Here is a 16,423-nt window from a genome sequence, read left to right on the forward strand (position 1 = left end):
GAAGTAGAGCTACGTGAGATAGTCCCAGCATAACTGTAACTTTATGGATATTAATGTTGCTTAGGAAACCTTTTCGGTCCAAGGGACTTTAGCGCTTTAATGTTAAATAGTTTATTTTCGTACAAAAAGACTTGGAACTTAGTAAATTCTAAGCGAATGAAAAGCCCTTGTTTTTTAAGTTCAAAACAAGGGCTTTAGGCTAGCGACGTGAATTACCGATCATTGAAAGCTAAGAGTAGAGATTCGTCATTCCTGGCAGCTTCGGACATTTAATCCGTCATCATCGAAACCTCCGTGAGAATACGCAAATTGGATATGCGGGTATCCTTCTATAAGCAGCTTTGCATACGATCTGACCCCGTTGTTAGGACCGTCAAACAACGTTTCCGCAGTTTGGCCATCGACGCTGCGAAACATTTCATTACGGAAAGTATTGATTTCTGTATACCGCCTTGCTATAATGTAATACAAGATACCGTCTGATCTTGTTTTTTTGACTATCTATCTTGTATTGCAAGGGAGTGTGAATATGTCAACATCCACCCAGATGCTGAAGGGGGTACTGGAAGGCTGTTTGCTGGCTGTTATAGCGCGCGGTGAGACCTACGGGTACGAAATGATAGAGAAGCTTGAGCGTTTTGGCTTTCACATGGTAAGCGAAGGCAGTATATATCCTGTGCTGATCCGAATGCAGAAGGAAGGTCTGGTTTCCACGGTAATGAAAGCCTCGCCTGCGGGGCCCAAGCGCAAATACTACTCGATCACCTCGGAAGGTTTGAACGAATTGGCGAATTTTGAAGCCCGGTGGAAGGAGCTCTCCCAAGCCGTCGATGCGTTATTTGATATAGATTTTACTAAGGGAGGTTAAGCAATGTTATCTAAAAAAGCGGAGCGATTTCTATCGGATTTAAAAATATACTTGACAACGTACGGCAAGAATGAGCAGGAGATTGAAGACATTGTGTCCGAGTTGGAGGATCATCTCATTCAAGCTGAAAAGGATGGAAAAAGCATTGAGGAAATTACAGGCGGTTCGCCGAAAGCCTATATGGAACAGCTGAGAGATGAAATGAAAACTGATCAAAAGGAGGTTTTGTCGGCACTGTTGCTCTTTTTCCCGCTGGCTCTGGCTTTTGTCATTCTGCCGGATGCCTTGCAAGGAAATGCGGCTTATACTCTCCTAGATGTTATCGGTAATCTGACGGCTCTTATCATTGGGTTGGGGATGTTTATTCTATTCCTGCGGTTGGAAAGCTCCAGATCTCTTGCCAAAGCAACCCGCATCGCCATGTACTGGATAATAGGATTTGTTCCCATGGGGATTTTCCTCGGCATCAAACTGCTTAATCGTTTTATGGAATTAAGCCCAGTATTTATCGCAACGCCGTCACAGAATTATATGATTGCCGCCGCCTGTGGAGTGTTTTTGATCGGGTATTCGATCTTTGCCAAGACGTGGATCACCATTATCTTTCCGTGTATTGTCATAGTTCCAGACTTTATCGCCAATGTCTTGACGACGTCTCCGCAGAATCGTGCTATAGCCAATCTTGGAATTGAGTTCGGCCTGATTGTGGTCTACCTAGTATATTTAGTGATACAAAATAGACGAAAGGCGTAATTATTTCAATGAATAGAGGTGGTAATCTCCCCATTCTAATCCTTATCGCGGTTCGTGAAGATCCTCCGGACGGGGTTTTAATACACCTCAATAAAAAATTAACGAAATGCCGCATTGTGCTTCTTCTATGACATTCAAGTTCATCCACTCCGGCAGCGCGTATCCGCGCCTGGCGGAGCCTAGGATGAACTACGCGCCGAAGCAACGCTGCCGAAGTAAATCCCCTGATAATCTTGTGCCAAGCGACAAGCACAACGGGCAACTAAATGAATTACATGGGGGTGAGGCTTATCGATGGATTTTTAATTGAGGGTGATGCACGTAGATGAAATCTATGCTAAAATAGTAATACAAAGCATAGGAGGTACGAACAATGGCAGAAGTGCTGAAGTTCCCTCAACCGAATTTACAACAGAATAAAGGACAAGCTTTCGACCATGCCATGTTGGCGATCAAGCAGCGCCTAGGCGTTACCTTTTGGGATTACGTTGGCGTAGGTGGAAAAAGAACGGATGAAGTTCAAGCTACAATAGACCGTGCTTTACATAAAGAAACCTTACAAATGGCAACGAACAGCATAGAAAAGTAGAAAATCCACCTGATATCGTGGATTTGAGCATGGCCACACGTCTTTATGAAAAGGAAATTCGCAAAATGCGAGAAGCGGCGATTGGACACGAGCATAAACTCGGATTTAATTTGCCGGATGAATAGCCTGGGAAACTAGGCTTTTTATTTAGTATCTCCAAATATTTGTATTAGAGTCGAATTCATGCTTTAATAAAGTTAATCGAAAATATTTCTACATCGAAAGCACCGATAATGACCTCTTTAGGGTTCTTATCGGTGTTTTTTGTAGAAAGATGTCGGAGATGTTGGGGGAACCGCGTCCGGATAAAGCGCAGCTACTCACAACGCCAGAGTCTCCGGAACATTGGGCCTTCTTGATTTATTTCTACAACAAGGAGCAATGCTCCACCGCTTTTATAATAGTTTTGATAATGAGTTAATTTAAGAGGAAAGCTTCGATTGCCTACGGAAAACGTACTTACTTGAGTTCCTTTAACCTGAACGGGGACAGAGCCAGGTAAGGACTCAGTTTTCGCCGAATCATTAACATAAACCTCAATACTTCCATCAAATGAGATACCCTAATCTCCTACAGATATATTGGCAATAAGGTAAGAGGAGGGTTTATCTGCTTCTGCGTTGATAGCGTTAACCGCAAGTCTTTCTAATTTCCCGTTTGACATTTTGCTCATACATTAGACTCTCCTTTATTTAACAGTCAAATGTGCTTTGAATTCATTATATCAAATATCTTTATAAATATTGCTTGGTTTAATCCTTGACCGAAGATGAACCGGAAAGAACAATGATTCATTACAGTTGGATTTATAATTTCGATTGTTTTACATACTATGGTAGATTGTGGATTTTCATAGGGAAATATGTTATTATTTAGGAAAATTAATAAAAGGGAGGGATTACCAATGTGAATAGAGTATACTTAGTCGCTATTTTAACTAATTTGGTAAGGAGGGCAGGTTGTAGACTTGATCATGGGCTACTTGGGTGAAATTAATTAAAAAAGAGAGGATGAAAATTATAATGCAAATTTCAATGTTTTTTGGAAGAATAAAAACGACATTCATCATCATACCTTTAATGTTTCTCTCCGTATTCCCGGCCGCTGTAAATGCGAATTCAGTGAATAAAGAAGAAATGGCAAAGCAGTCTGTAAACAACTACATTAATGCAATTCAAATGGGTGATGTTACTGAAGCTGTGAATTGGGTAATTGACACTAGGTTCGAATCGATCAACGAACAAATCGAGCAGTATCAGGAGGCTATAAGTACAGATCCATTTTCAAATGCTTCTTTAGAAAGTATTGTTTCTAATTCTGACTCTTCATTCACTGTAACTTTGAAATTGATCCGCAAAGAGAATAACGAGGTTAACAGAGTTTTACTCCCAGTTATTAAAAAAGAGGGGGAGTGGAAATTGTTGCTCGATGGTCAAGAGACGATGAGTGATCTAGTTAGAAAAAAAATAGAATCAGAAAGATTTTCACATCGTAATACTTCCCAAATAATGAATGATGGTATGATATCGCCCCAAGCATCAGTTTACCTGGGTTCTTATGATGAATGGCTATCCAAAGGTGGTAAAACATACAGTGATAAGTTTGATATGACCGATCTTAAAATAGGCATATCGGGATATCAGTACAAACCTGGTTTTCAGGATTCGGTTACTGCTGTATATCAAGTTGTAAAAAAGGGTCTATTTAGTGATGATGTGTTGGGAGAAAGCATCAAAACTGGATACTATCCAGAACTACCAGAATATGCGAAGGAGTCATTCTATCAAGTTTTAACATTGTCAAACACGAATAAGCCACCTAGTGGGGTTTACCTTAAAGTAAAAAATCCAAGTGATAACTCTGGAGTGGCTGTAAAAGGGTGGATTTATGAAAATCAATAATTAAAATGTTTAAACAGGTCATAATCTTGCTCTCGAAAGATTATGGCCTGTTCCATGATTGCTCAAATTTGAAAAAGCCAGCTGTTTTACACAGAAATGAAGATGTTCGGATCGGATAGGTGTCATGAAAAGGTAAAGTCTAGCGCTAAACACAGGTACGTCACTGGGATCTCTCCCGGTACGCGATCGTAACATTGAAAATCCCTATTGACGAATCCATGTAAACGTATTATTATTGGTTTTAATTAAATCGATTTAAATGATAAAGGGTGCCTTGGGATGTCTATGAAAAAAGGAAGTCTCACGCTGAAGGATTTGGCCAAAATTGTTGGCGTTTCCCCTGCAACCGCTTCATTGGCGCTTGCCGGCGATCCCAGAGTAAACGTGAAAACAAGAGAAATGGTAGAAGAAGCGGCGCGCCGGTTGAACTATGTTCCGAATGAGATCGGAAGAAGTCTGCGGGCGAAGAAAGCGGAAACGATCGCCTTAATCTTTCCCAATACGCCGCATAACGCATTTTCGCATCCGTATTTTGTAGAGCTCCTCGAAGGGGTAACGGAGATGCTCGTCCAGAACGGATTTTACTTAATGGTATCCACAGCGCCCACGGAACAAGACGAACAAGCCGCCTATGATAAAATCATGATGAACCGGCGTGCGGACGGCATTATTTTATGGCCTGCATCGATCAACGACAGCAATATTTCCCGGATTGTCGAATCGGGTTTTCCGGTGGTTTACCTGGGAAGATGGCATCACAACGACGTCATTACCGTCGAACGCGACGACTTCGGCGGCGCCTACCTGGCGACCGAACATCTGCTGCAAGCAGGCAGAAGGAACGTCGCCCATATTACAGGGCCTCTGGAATACCAGGTTAGCATAGACCGGCTGGAAGGGTATAAGAAAGCGCTTGAAGACTATAAAGTGCTGTATGATCCTTCCTTGGTCGTCACCGGCGATTACACCATGGAATCCGGGGCGGCTGCCATCCGGGAATTGCTGAAGCGCGGCGTTTCCTTTGACGGCCTCTTCTCGGGCAACGATCGCATGGCCATCGGCGCGATGAAAGCGCTGCATGCGGCCGGGATCCGAATTCCGGAAGATGTAGCGATGGTCGGTTGCGATAATATGGAGATGGCTTCGATGACGACGCCGGCTTTAACAACGATTCATCAGTCGTTGCGTGAAATCGGCCGAGTCGCCGCTACCAAGATGATCCTTTTGTTAACGGGGCAAGAGGTCGGCGCGAAACAAACGACGATCCCTGCCGAGATCGTCGTTCGCGAATCCAGTATAAAAGTATAAGAAATTTTTTTAAACACAATTTAAATCGATTTAAAAGAAAAGGCGTTCATCCATGCAGGGGGTGGTGATCTTCCAAAGTAAAGTTGAAGTTTGGCGGTCCAGTAAGCGAATACCGGTGTTAACTAACCATTTTGGAGGGAAACGAATGTTACATCATTTGCGGCAACAAAAAGTACGCATTTTCTTATCAATGAGCTTGGCCATTTTACTTATCGTGTTATCGGCATGCGGCAACGGGAAAACCGACTCAAGCGGCAACGGTTCGGAATCCTCATCCGGGAAAATCACGCTATCCTTCTGGAACGGATTCACAGGTCCGGACGGGGAACTGCTGCAGCAGATTGTGAACGACTATAACGAAGCCAATAAAGGCAAGGTTGAAATCAAAATGGATGTGATGCCGTGGGCTCAACTCAATCAGAAGCTTCCGGTCGCGATATCCACCGATACCGCGCCCAGCTTTGTCGCTGTAATCGGCGGTGCGGCCACTCCGTTTATTCAGAACGGCTCGTTTCAAAACATAAGCGATTTCTTCGATACGACAGGCGCCAACCGCGACGATTATGTGAACGGGGCGCTCGAGCTCGGGGCGAAGGATGGACAACCCTACCTGCTTCCGATGCAAATGAACGGGCTCTACTTATTCTGGAACAAGCAAATGTTCAAGGATGCGGGATTGGATCCTGACAAAGCCCCTGCCACCTTGCAAGAATTGGCGGATTATGCCGAGAAATTAACCGACCCGTCCAAGAACCAATACGGCTTAGGGTTGCCTGTGAGCGGAGTGGCGCCATATTACGCTTCTCTGATCATTGGCAACGGAGGATCGGTCGTGGACGACGCGACTCGAACATCGACATTGTATTCGCCGGAAAACTTGGAAACCTTCTCATGGCTGCAAGATCTGGTGGTTAATAAAAAAGTGAGTCCGGTGGGTTCGTCCAGTGCGGATTTAGAGAAGATGATGCAAAGCGGGCAGATGGCGATGTATATGAACGGGCCATGGATGGTGCCGGCCTTGCAAAGCGGTTCCATCGATTTCGGCATTGCGTTGCCCCCTGCAGGTTCGGCGACGCAATTTACGCAACTGGACGGGATCGGCTTCGGCGTGCCGAAAGGGACATCGGAAGCGGAGAAAGCCGCGGTCTATGATTTTATCAACTATTGGAACTCTCCGGAAATCGCGAAGAAGTGGTCGATTAGCAACGGATTTCCTCCTTACTTGAAATCGGTCGTCGAGGATCCCGAGGTGAAGTCGAATCCGATTATATCGACGATGGCCGATATGGGCGACGCGGCAGGTCCGTTCTTGCAAGGGTTAATTAGCGCAGACCGTATTAACAATGAAGTGCTCCTGCTGCTCATCGAAGCGGTGGAGAATGGAGCGAACGTGGAGGAATCCCTTAAGAAAGCATCGGATACCATCGACGAATTGCTGAAATCCGAACAATAAACCAGGGGCGGCCGAGCTGACGGACTCGTTGGCTTGGCCCCGAGAAGTCAGCAGGTGAAACGTATGAAATCAAATGTGAAAACCGCGTCATTGTTGAATAAGCCGGAACGGGCCGCGTACTTGTTTATTGCTCCTGCCATGCTTATTTTGTTCATCTTTATGCTCATTCCGCTGGTCTCGACGATTGCGATCAGCACGCTCCGTATGGACGTCTTTATGCAGTCCGCGGACTTTATCGGTCTCGCTCATTTTCAGCGCATGCTGGGCGACAGCAAGTTTTGGGGCGCTTTATTTAATACGGCTTATTTTACGGTTCTGGAAGTGCCTTTCCAAATTGCTCTGTCTCTAGTGGCTGCCGTATTCGTCTCGCGCAACACTCGGCTCCGTAAATTTTTTCGATCCGCTTTATTTCTGCCGTTTGTTTGTTCGTTGACGGCCATCGGGATCATGTGGTCGTTCTTGTTGGATCCGCAGATCGGGTTATACACGCATTATTTGACCCAGCTCGGATTCCCCCGCTTGGGATTTCTGCGGGATCCGAATCTGGCGATGCCTGCGGTCATCTTCATGACGGTGTGGCGTAACTTCGGTTATACCATGGTCATTCTCGTCGCTGCCATTCAGACAATCCCCGGATCGTATTACGAAGCCGCCGAATTGGACGGGGCAGGGAAGTTTCGGCAATTTTTCAACATTACGATCCCGTCGATTATTCCCGCACTCGGATTCAGCGTTGTTACGGCAACGATTATGGCCTTGCAAGTATTCGACCAAATCTTCGTGACCACGCAAGGCGGGCCAATGGGCAAAACCGAAACCCTGGTGACCTACATTTACAAGAGCGGCTTCCAGACGGCGCCGTACGATCTCGGCTACGCGTCGGCTATTTCCGTGATGACCTTGATTGTGATCATGATCGTTACGCTTGCGATGAATCGCTATTTCCAAAGCAAAGAAACAACGGACATGCATTAGGGGGCTATCAACATGAAAAGACCGACGTGGCAAAAAATCGTAGGTTCCGTCATCGCCATCGCGTTATTGATCCTTATTCTTCATCCTTTTCTATGGATCTTGATCTCTTCGTTTAAGACCGAACAGTCGTTGATCAAGTTTCCGCCGACTTTCTTTGCGGACAGCTATACGTTCTCGCAATATATCACAGTTTGGGAACGGATCCCTTTGCTCGATTTTCTGAAAAATACCGTCATTTTTTCCGGAGGCGTCATGGTTTTGTCGGTATTTTTCGATTCGCTCGCAGGGTATGCGTTTGCCCGGATCAAGTTTAAAGGGAATAAAGTCCTTTTTACCCTGGTGTTAATTCTGATGATGATTCCTTTCCAGGTGCTGATGATTCCATTGTTCGTTCAGATCTACAAGTTCGGCATGCTGGACACCTATTGGGGCCTGATTCTTCCGCGAGCGGCCAGTCCCTTTGGCATTTTCTTAATGCGGTCCTTCTTCGTAGGCTTGCCGAAGGATCTTGAGGAATCCGGAAGAGTGGACGGGTTGAATGAATTCAGAATTTACTGGCACATTATGCTGCCGTTATGCAAATCTTCCATGGTCACGCTGGGCATCTTCTTGCTCATGAACAACTGGAACGATCTGATCTATCCGCTGATGCTGACAAGCTCGACCGAGATGAGAACGCTGTCGGCGGGACTGGCCATGTTCGTCGGGGGCAGAACCATTGAATACGGCGCTACGTTGGCTGCGGCAACGGTCTCCCTGATTCCGTTAGTGGCGGTCTATGCGATGGCGCAGCGGTATTTCGTACAGGGGATAGCAACATCCGGTCTCAAATAATACATCATAGATGAAGTGGAGTAGAAACGATGAAAAAGGCATCCATTATTGTAAGCAAAGATTATCAAATTGGCGAAGTGAGCGATACGATGTTCGGATCGTTCGTCGAGCATATGGGAAGCGTTGTTTATAACGGCATTTATGAGCCCGATCATAAGACCGCCGACGAGCACGGGTTTCGTCAAGATGTCATGGACCTGGTGAAGGAATTGAATCTCTCGGTCGTCCGGTATCCCGGCGGGAATTTCACTTCCGGGTACAATTGGGAGGATGGCATCGGCCCGAAAGAGCAGCGGCCGATCGTCGTCGATCCGGCCTGGAAACAGATCGAAACGAATCAATTCGGCCTGAACGAGTTCATGCAATGGGCCCGCATGATTGACGCGGAAGCGATTATGACGATCAATCTGGGGACGAGAGGCATCGAGGCGGCTAAAAATATTTTGGAATATTGCAATTTCGAAGGCGGAACCAAATGGAGCGACCTTCGCAAATCCCATGGCATCAAGGATCCTTACAAGATCAAAACATGGTGCTTGGGCAATGAACTCGACGGGGAGTGGCAGATCGCCCGCAAAACGGCGGCCCAATACGGAGAATTGGCGCGGGAAACGGCGAAAGTGATGAAATGGATCGATCCGAGTATTGAGCTTGTTGCGGTCGGAAGTTCCGCGCGCCATATGCCGACCTTCCCGGAATGGGATCGAACCGTACTGGAATATACGTATGAATATGCGGATATGCTCTCGCTTCATCAATATATCGGGGTGTTCAATCGCGCGAATGACACACCGTCTTACTTGGCCATGCCGATCGAGATGGAAAAACAAATCGAAGAAGTCATTGCAACCTGCGATTATGTGAAAGGAGTCAAGCGCAGCAATAAGGTGATGAAGTTATCGTTTGACGAATGGAACGTTTGGCGCGAGCCCGATGTGGAATATGTTCCGTGGCAAACCGGGCATCCTCTGGATTGGGTAAAATTTCGAATGGAAGACGCGCTCGTATTCGGTTCCGCGGCGCTTAGCCTGCTGCGTCATGCAGACCGTATCCAAATTGCCTGCCAATCTCTGTTAGTCAATACCGAACCTTTGATTCTAACGGAAAAGGGAGGCAAGGCGTGGCGCAACCCAACCTACTATCCGTTCCAGCACATCTCCCGGTTTGGCAGAGGCACGGTGCTTCGAGGCATCGTAGACAGTCCGAAATACGATACCCCTACGTACACGGACGTACCGGTCCTCGATTCCGCGGTTGTCTACAACGAGGAATCCGGCGACCTGACGGTGTTCGCGGTCAATCGGGGAGAGGAAGCTCTCTTGCTGCAATTGGATTTGCGAGACTTTGAGGGTTGCCAATTCGTGGAACACATTGTGATGAAGCATGAGCGGCTGGATGCCGTGAATACGGCGGATCGTCCCGATGAGATTCAGCCGGCCCAAGCCGGAGCGGCGCGTGTTGACGGCGGCCGTGCCGAGACCGCTGTCGACCCTTATTCCTGGAATGTGATTCGTTTTCATATGTCGCGTTAAAACATGATAGAGAGGATCGATGAGACGATGATAGCAGAACAAACGTACAAGAATTTGGTGATAGAGCAGCGTGCGGATCCTTGGGTATATCTCCATACGGACGGATTCTACTATTTCACGGCATCGGTGCCGGAATATAATCGCATTATCATAAGACGGGCGACATCCATTCAGGGGTTGGCGGACGCCGAGGAGAAGGCGGTATGGCATTGCCGCGAATCCGGCGAGATGTCCCTGCACATTTGGGCGCCGGAGATTCATTATATCGAAGGCCGTTGGTATATTTATTTTGCCGCCGGGGAGCGAGAGGATATTTGGAAGATCCGCCCCTTCGCCTTGGAATGCGCCGCTGAGAATCCGCTCGAAGGAGATTGGATCGAGAAAGGCATCATGCAAAAGGAGAATCCGAAATCGGAAGCCTTTACGGATTTTTCACTCGATATGACCACCTTCGAGCATCGCGGCACGCGTTATGCGATCTGGGCGGAGAAACGCAATAATATATCGAATTTGTATATCGATAAAATGGTAAATCCATGGACGATTGCCGGCAACGAGGTCATGATCGCCACACCGGAGCATCCGTGGGAACAAATCGGTTTCTGGGTCAACGAAGGGGCGGCCGTTCTGAAGCGCAATGGCAACATTTTCGTCGCTTTCTCGGCCAGCGCGACGGACCATCATTATTGCATGGGATTATTGACGGTGTCCGAAGAAGCCGATCTCATGGATGCGGGAGCTTGGTCCAAAACGCCGCAACCGGTATTTGTAAGCAACGAGGAAGCGGGCCAATACGGCCCGGGCCATAACAGCTTCACGCAAGAGAACGGGAAGGACGTCATGGTCTACCATGCCCGGCCTTACAAAGAAATCGAAGGCAATCCGCTGTATGACCCGAACCGGCATGCAAGGGCGAAGGTCATTGCTTGGAATGAGGACGGCACCCCTAACTTCGGTGTGCCGCAATAGAGATGGGAGACAATCGCTTGGGCGGTTGTCTCTTTTTTCGCAAGGGGGCCGTGCGGCATGTTTTGCTATCGGCTATCTCCCGCTCATTGTGTCGGAAACCAGCGGCGTTGCATCGAGAATTGCGATCCGGACCGTACGGCTGTTATTTTGCTTCAAAATAGCTTATTCGCGGTTTAGGCGGACATTGGTTCCGTTATTCGTTCGATGAAGCGGTTATTTTTACGCTTTTGTGGCGAATAGCGGATCGCCTGACCGCAAACGGTCCGAAATCGGGCGGTTTGTCACAAATAGCGGCGTCTGTGTCCGTCATCTTGGGAGCAGGGCGGTAGAAGAAATGGGAATGCCATAGTACGGCAATCCCCACAGCTGGTTGCGGCGGACGACCCATCGTGTGCTAACGAAACTGAAACACGCTAATAGCCTGTAAATCGCCTTGTTGTTCATTGTAACGAAACTGAAACACGTTATTGAGGGGGGAAAGGCGGTAAAACCACCGATTTCCTACGAATAGCGATATGTGCTTTCGTTAGATTGGGAATGTCTTCATTTTGAGCCCAATAAGGATTGTCAGTTTCGTTAGCGCCAACAAAGAGCGTAGGTTCGCGCGATCGCCCTCGAAATACAAGGAGGTCACTCCCTTATGCGCAAAAAAGCCTGCTGCATCAACGGTGGCGCATATGAAATTGACCCCAATCGCACGCTTTTCCCGCCGGCAGCCTATTCTGTTAAGCCGGGCGAGCAGGGGGGCGTTTGATCAGGCCGCCTCATGAAGGAGCAACCAGCTTCGAGATAAGAATCATTGTCGTATGAAAGGTTCATGGCCACCCTAGGAAACGTCATGAGCCTTTTTATCATGGAAAAACGCTCGGATGATAAGTACCCTACACAACCCTCCCCCTTTTCTCCATCCCCGCACAAAAGTCAAAATTATTCACGGGAAGGCAAAAATTGACCCTGCTCTACCCTCCGCCCTCCGATTTATCATGGTAAGGAGTCTGGAAAACGATTTCAGCAAGCTGGGAGGAGGAAGTTTATTGAAAGCGCTGTACAAAAGAATATCCGTTGTTTTGCTTTTTTGTATGACGTTGAATGTGCTGCCGGCGTTTCCGGCATGGCTCGCGAATGCGGCGGAGGCGGAAGCGGGCGCAGCGGAAGTCAATCTCGTTCCTAACGGGGGATTTGAGAATGTCGGCTACACGGGGAACGCATCCTGGGTAGACGGGATTCAGCCGCAAGGATGGGGCGCGTGGCTGGCCAAGGGACAAGGAAGAGTGTCCGTGACCGATACCGTTTATTATTCCGGAACCTATGCGGTACAGATCGAGCATCTGGGGGCTGACGACCGGACAGGCCTTAGCTTGGATGTGCCGATTGCCGGCGGAAATACATATGAATTCAGCGCCCAGATCAAAACGGCGGATGTCGTGTCGAGCGGCGGCGTATTTGTGAGAACGAATTTTTACAAAAGCATCGCCGGTCTGGACGGCAGCACGAAGAGCGAAAAAGTCGGGGACGGGCCTTCGACCGCCAAATTGGCCGGGACGAACGACTGGACGCTGAAAGAGGCGGTGCTGGCGGCTCCGGCCGAAGCGAAATATGTGAGAATCGAGCCGTTTTTCGAAACGGGGACGGGGACAGCTTGGTTTGACGACGTGACGTTGAAACCGCGCCAAGGCATAACCGCACTGTCTCTGGAGCCGAAAATGATCTCCTTGGAAAAAGGCCAAAGCGCGACGTTAACCCCGATCTTCACGCCGGAGGACGCATCGGATCAACCTGTCGTGTGGAGTTCTACCGATTCGGAGATTGCATCGGTAGAAGGCGGAACGGTAACGGCGCTCGATTACGGAACCGCTATCATCACCGTCTCGACGCCGGACGGTCTCGTTAGCGCCCAATCTTATGTGACGGTGGAGTCATCCGAAACGCTGTCCGGCTATGACGAGCTAAGACTGAGATGGTACGACAAACTCATTGGCGGATCTTCCATGGATGCGTCCGATCCGGATGTTGCCGCTTATATTCAGTCGTTATCGGAGAAAGTGTCCAATGCCGAGGGCACGGGGATTTGGGACCGGATGAACAAAACGCCGGATGCGAATGCGCTATGGGATGATGTGATCGACAAGACGAACGCCGATTCGGCTCGAATCACGAAAGCGTACGGCATGATCAAAGATATGGCGCTTGCCTATTCGACCGAAGGTACCGCTGTGTACCAAAAGGGGGAATTGCGGAACGATATCCTCGTAGCTTTGGAATGGATGCATACGTACCAATATAACTTAAACAAGAACAGCGTCCCGAACTGGTGGGATTGGGAGATCGGAACGCCGCAAGCGTTCATGGACATTCTCGTACTGATGTATGAAGAGATGCCGGCAGAACAAGTTGATCAATACTTGAATGTCATCGATCGATTCGTGCCTGACCCGACGAAAAGAGTGCAAAACGCGGGCGTTACGGAAACCGGCGCAAACCTGCTTGATAAAGCGCTGGTCGTTGTGCTGCGCGGCGTTGTCGGCAAGCACGGCGCCAAGATCGAACAGGGCCGGAATGCGATGTCCGGGGAATTCCAATACGCGAAGAGCGGGGACGGAATCTATGAAGACGGTTCTTTAATCCAGCACAGCAATATTGCTTATACGGGGGCATACGGCGGCGTATTGATCGGACGGATGGCCGATTTAATGTATTTGTTCAACGCGTCGCCATGGGAATTGGACGATCCGAACGCGAACAATGTGTACCGATGGGTGGAAGATTCGTTTGAGGCGTTAATCTATAAAGGCGCGATGATGGATATGGTGAAGGGACGCAGCATCTCCCGCCAGACGGATTCCGATCATCTGACCGGCCGTGCGATCATTCGGACGTTGGCGCGCTTGGCCGAAGGAGCGCCTGCGGAGGAAGCCGCGAAGATCAAGAGCATGATTAAGGAATGGGTCTTATCCGATACGACGTTCCCGAACTATTACGACAATATGCCGATCTATGAAATGAATCTGATCAAGGCGATCATGCGCGATGCCGCGATTCAGCCGCGCGGGGAACTGGTGAAGCATCAGAATTTTGCCGCGATGGATCGGGTCGTTCACCTGCGTCCGGGCTTCGGTTTCGGGCTCAGCATGTTCTCCGACCGGATCTCGGCGTTTGAATTCGGCAACAACGAGAATGGTACACCGGGATCGGTATGACCGCCTTGTACAATAACGACTTGTCTCAATACAGCAATCAATATTGGCCGACGGTGGACATGTACCGCCTGCCGGGAACCACAACGGACGGCTATGCGCCGGCTCCGAAAGATTGGGCCTCTTATTACAATGCGAAAACCTGGGTCGGGGGTTCGTCAATTGACGGACAGTACGGCGCGGCAGGGATGAATTTTGCGCTGGATAAAAGCACCGGCAGCAAACTGCATGGCAAAAAATCATGGTTTATGTTCGACGATGAGATTGTGGCGTTAGGCTCGGACATTGCAAGCACGGACAACCGCAAGGTGGAAACGATCGTGGAAAACCGCCAATTGACGGACAGCGGCACGAATAAGCTTACGGTGGACGGTCAAGTGAAATCGGACGCGCTCGGATGGGAGGAGCCGATGAAAGGGATCGGTTGGGCCCACCTGGAGGGCAATGTAGCCGGTTCGGACATCGGGTATTATTTCCCGGACAAAGCCGATATCACGGGGAAACGCGAAGCGAGAACGGGCGCTTGGAGCGAGATCAATAACGGAGGATCGTCCGATCCGATCACGAGAAATTATCTCAGCTTGGCGTTCGATCACGGCATGGCGCCGCAGAACGGGGGTTACGCTTATGTCCTGTTGCCGAACAAGGATACGGCAGCGACCGAGCAATACAGCGGGCATCCCGATATTGAAATTGTGAGCCGGACGAGCAAAGTTCATGCCGTGCATGAGAAGAAGCTTGGCATGACCGCCTTCAACTTCTGGGAAGCGGATCGTGCGGCATTTGTACGGGCGTATCAACCTGCTTCGATCATGGTCAAGGAACAAGGCGATCAATTGACTGTCGCCGTTTCCGACCCGACGCAGAAGCAAGAGAAAGTGACCGTAGACCTCGGTAAAGCCGTGTTGAAGGAAATCGCGAAGGACCCTTCCGTTACCGTGATCCAAACCTCGCCTTATCTCAAATTGGAAATTGACACAAAGGGTGCGATAGGCAGAACCCATACGATTCAATTTCAATACGATCCGAGCCAAACGCCGGAATTGGACGATCCTGCGGAACCGGGCCAAGAGGAGAAAGTCATCGTATACGTAGCGGAAGACGCATATGTCAATGCCGGCAGCAAAGCGGGCCAGAATTTCGGCGGTGTTGGCTATCTCAATGTGAAAAACGGCGTGAACGACTACTTGCGCAAAACGTTCCTGAAATACGACTTGAGCGAAATTTCCGGGGAAATTGAGTCGGTGAAGCTGCATGTGTACGGCAAAAAGAACGACACCCGGGGAGTGACGGAGACCGTTGGCGCGTACGAAGTAGAGAGCAATGCTTGGACAGAAAATACGCTCACCTGGAATAACATGCCTCAAGTTGGAAGTTTGATCGAGAAAGTGTCGTTCGACAGCGAGAATCAATGGCGTGAATTTGATATTACCGCCTATGCCAAAGCGCGGATGGCCGCCGATCGGCAAGTAAGCATCGCGCTGCAAGGCGAAACCGACTTGACGGTGGAAGTGAGAAGTAAAGAAAATGAAGGCGGCGTCTACAAGTCGTATTTGGAAGTGACGTTGAAGCCCGCGGTTCGAGTCACGGGCGTCCAATTAAGCAAGGAACAAGCGGCTCTCATCGTCGGCGACAGCCTGAATCTTGAGGCGACCGTCGTTCCCGAGAACGCGACGAATGCCAATGTAGTGTGGACGATCGATCGCAGCGATATCGCAGCTTTGAAGACGGACGGACGCCAAGCGACGGTAACCGCTTTGACACCGGGTCGCGTTCGCGTGACGGTAACGACCGAGGACGGCGCATTTATCGCAGCCTGCGTCATTCAAATTACGCTTACGAATACCGTCGGCGATCTGAACGGGGACGGCAAGGTCGGGGTTGGCGATTTGGCGATGGCCGCCGCCCATTTCGGCAAGACGGCCGCAAGCCCGGATTGGGACAAGGTCATGGCTGCCGACATCAACGGCAACGGCATCATCGATGCGGACGATTTGCAATGGTTTGCCGAAACGATGATCGCTGAGTAAAAGAAATTGGAAGGGGT

At 49.0% G+C, this 16,423-nt stretch carries 11 protein-coding genes and 1 pseudogene; 11 read left to right on the forward strand and 1 reads right to left on the reverse strand.

The genetic code is table 11. The features are described 5' to 3' along the window. Positions 1 to 529 precede the first annotated feature (529 nt). The 3 genes from LQ229_RS17705 to LQ229_RS17715 all read left to right on the forward strand — a co-directional run bounded on the left by LQ229_RS17705 (position 530) and on the right by LQ229_RS17715 (position 2,210). On the forward strand, positions 530 to 868 hold the full coding sequence (locus LQ229_RS17705; RefSeq protein WP_230192413.1) for a PadR family transcriptional regulator: 339 nt from the start codon (positions 530 to 532) through the stop codon (positions 866 to 868). A 3-nt stretch (positions 869 to 871) separates the two neighbouring features. After that, positions 872 to 1,621, forward strand: coding sequence for a DUF1129 family protein (locus LQ229_RS17710; protein WP_230192414.1), 750 nt, complete (start codon positions 872 to 874; stop codon positions 1,619 to 1,621). A 373-nt stretch (positions 1,622 to 1,994) separates the two neighbouring features. Continuing rightward, a complete protein-coding gene (locus tag LQ229_RS17715; RefSeq protein WP_230192415.1) occupies positions 1,995 to 2,210 on the forward strand; it encodes a hypothetical protein in 216 nt (71 codons plus the stop codon). A gap of 316 nt (positions 2,211 to 2,526) precedes the next feature. Here the strand turns inward: LQ229_RS17715 and LQ229_RS17720 are convergent, their stop codons facing one another. Further along, positions 2,527 to 2,769, reverse strand: a complete 243-nt coding sequence (locus tag LQ229_RS17720) for a DUF4365 domain-containing protein (protein ID WP_290370049.1) — start codon at positions 2,767 to 2,769, stop codon at positions 2,527 to 2,529. A gap of 475 nt (positions 2,770 to 3,244) precedes the next feature. Between LQ229_RS17720 and LQ229_RS17725 the strand changes: the two genes are divergently transcribed. From LQ229_RS17725 to LQ229_RS17760, 8 genes and pseudogenes are all read left to right on the forward strand, one after another. Next, on the forward strand, positions 3,245 to 4,111 hold the full coding sequence (locus LQ229_RS17725) for a hypothetical protein (RefSeq protein ID WP_230192416.1): 867 nt from the start codon (positions 3,245 to 3,247) through the stop codon (positions 4,109 to 4,111). Between the two features lie 279 nt (positions 4,112 to 4,390). Next, positions 4,391 to 5,419, forward strand: a complete 1,029-nt coding sequence (locus LQ229_RS17730) for a LacI family DNA-binding transcriptional regulator (protein ID WP_230192417.1) — start codon at positions 4,391 to 4,393, stop codon at positions 5,417 to 5,419. A gap of 145 nt (positions 5,420 to 5,564) precedes the next feature. After that, a complete protein-coding gene (locus LQ229_RS17735; protein WP_216540506.1) occupies positions 5,565 to 6,872 on the forward strand; it encodes an ABC transporter substrate-binding protein in 1,308 nt (435 codons plus the stop codon). Positions 6,873 to 6,935: 63 nt separating this feature from the next. Then, positions 6,936 to 7,847 carry a sugar ABC transporter permease gene (locus tag LQ229_RS17740; RefSeq protein ID WP_230192418.1) on the forward strand — a complete coding sequence of 304 codons (912 nt, stop codon included), beginning with the start codon at positions 6,936 to 6,938 and terminating at the stop codon, positions 7,845 to 7,847. Between the two features lie 12 nt (positions 7,848 to 7,859). Then, positions 7,860 to 8,681: a carbohydrate ABC transporter permease gene (locus LQ229_RS17745; protein WP_230192419.1), complete on the forward strand. Its 822-nt coding sequence runs from the start codon at positions 7,860 to 7,862 to the stop codon at positions 8,679 to 8,681. Between the two features lie 29 nt (positions 8,682 to 8,710). Next, positions 8,711 to 10,213 (forward strand): alpha-N-arabinofuranosidase, encoded by a 1,503-nt coding sequence (locus LQ229_RS17750; protein ID WP_216540503.1) that lies wholly within the window; start codon positions 8,711 to 8,713, stop codon positions 10,211 to 10,213. A 27-nt stretch (positions 10,214 to 10,240) separates the two neighbouring features. Then, entirely contained in the window at positions 10,241 to 11,182 is a 942-nt protein-coding gene (locus tag LQ229_RS17755; RefSeq protein WP_230192420.1) for a glycoside hydrolase family 43 protein, read from the forward strand. 1,210 nt (positions 11,183 to 12,392) lie between these two features. Beyond that, positions 12,393 to 16,403, forward strand: a pseudogene (locus LQ229_RS17760) (Ig-like domain-containing protein); the annotation flags it as partial. Between the last annotated feature and the right edge of the window lie 20 nt (positions 16,404 to 16,423).

This window comes from Paenibacillus sp. CECT 9249 (genome assembly GCF_918697855.1).
Classification (GTDB): Bacteria; Bacillota; Bacilli; order Paenibacillales; family Paenibacillaceae; genus MSJ-34.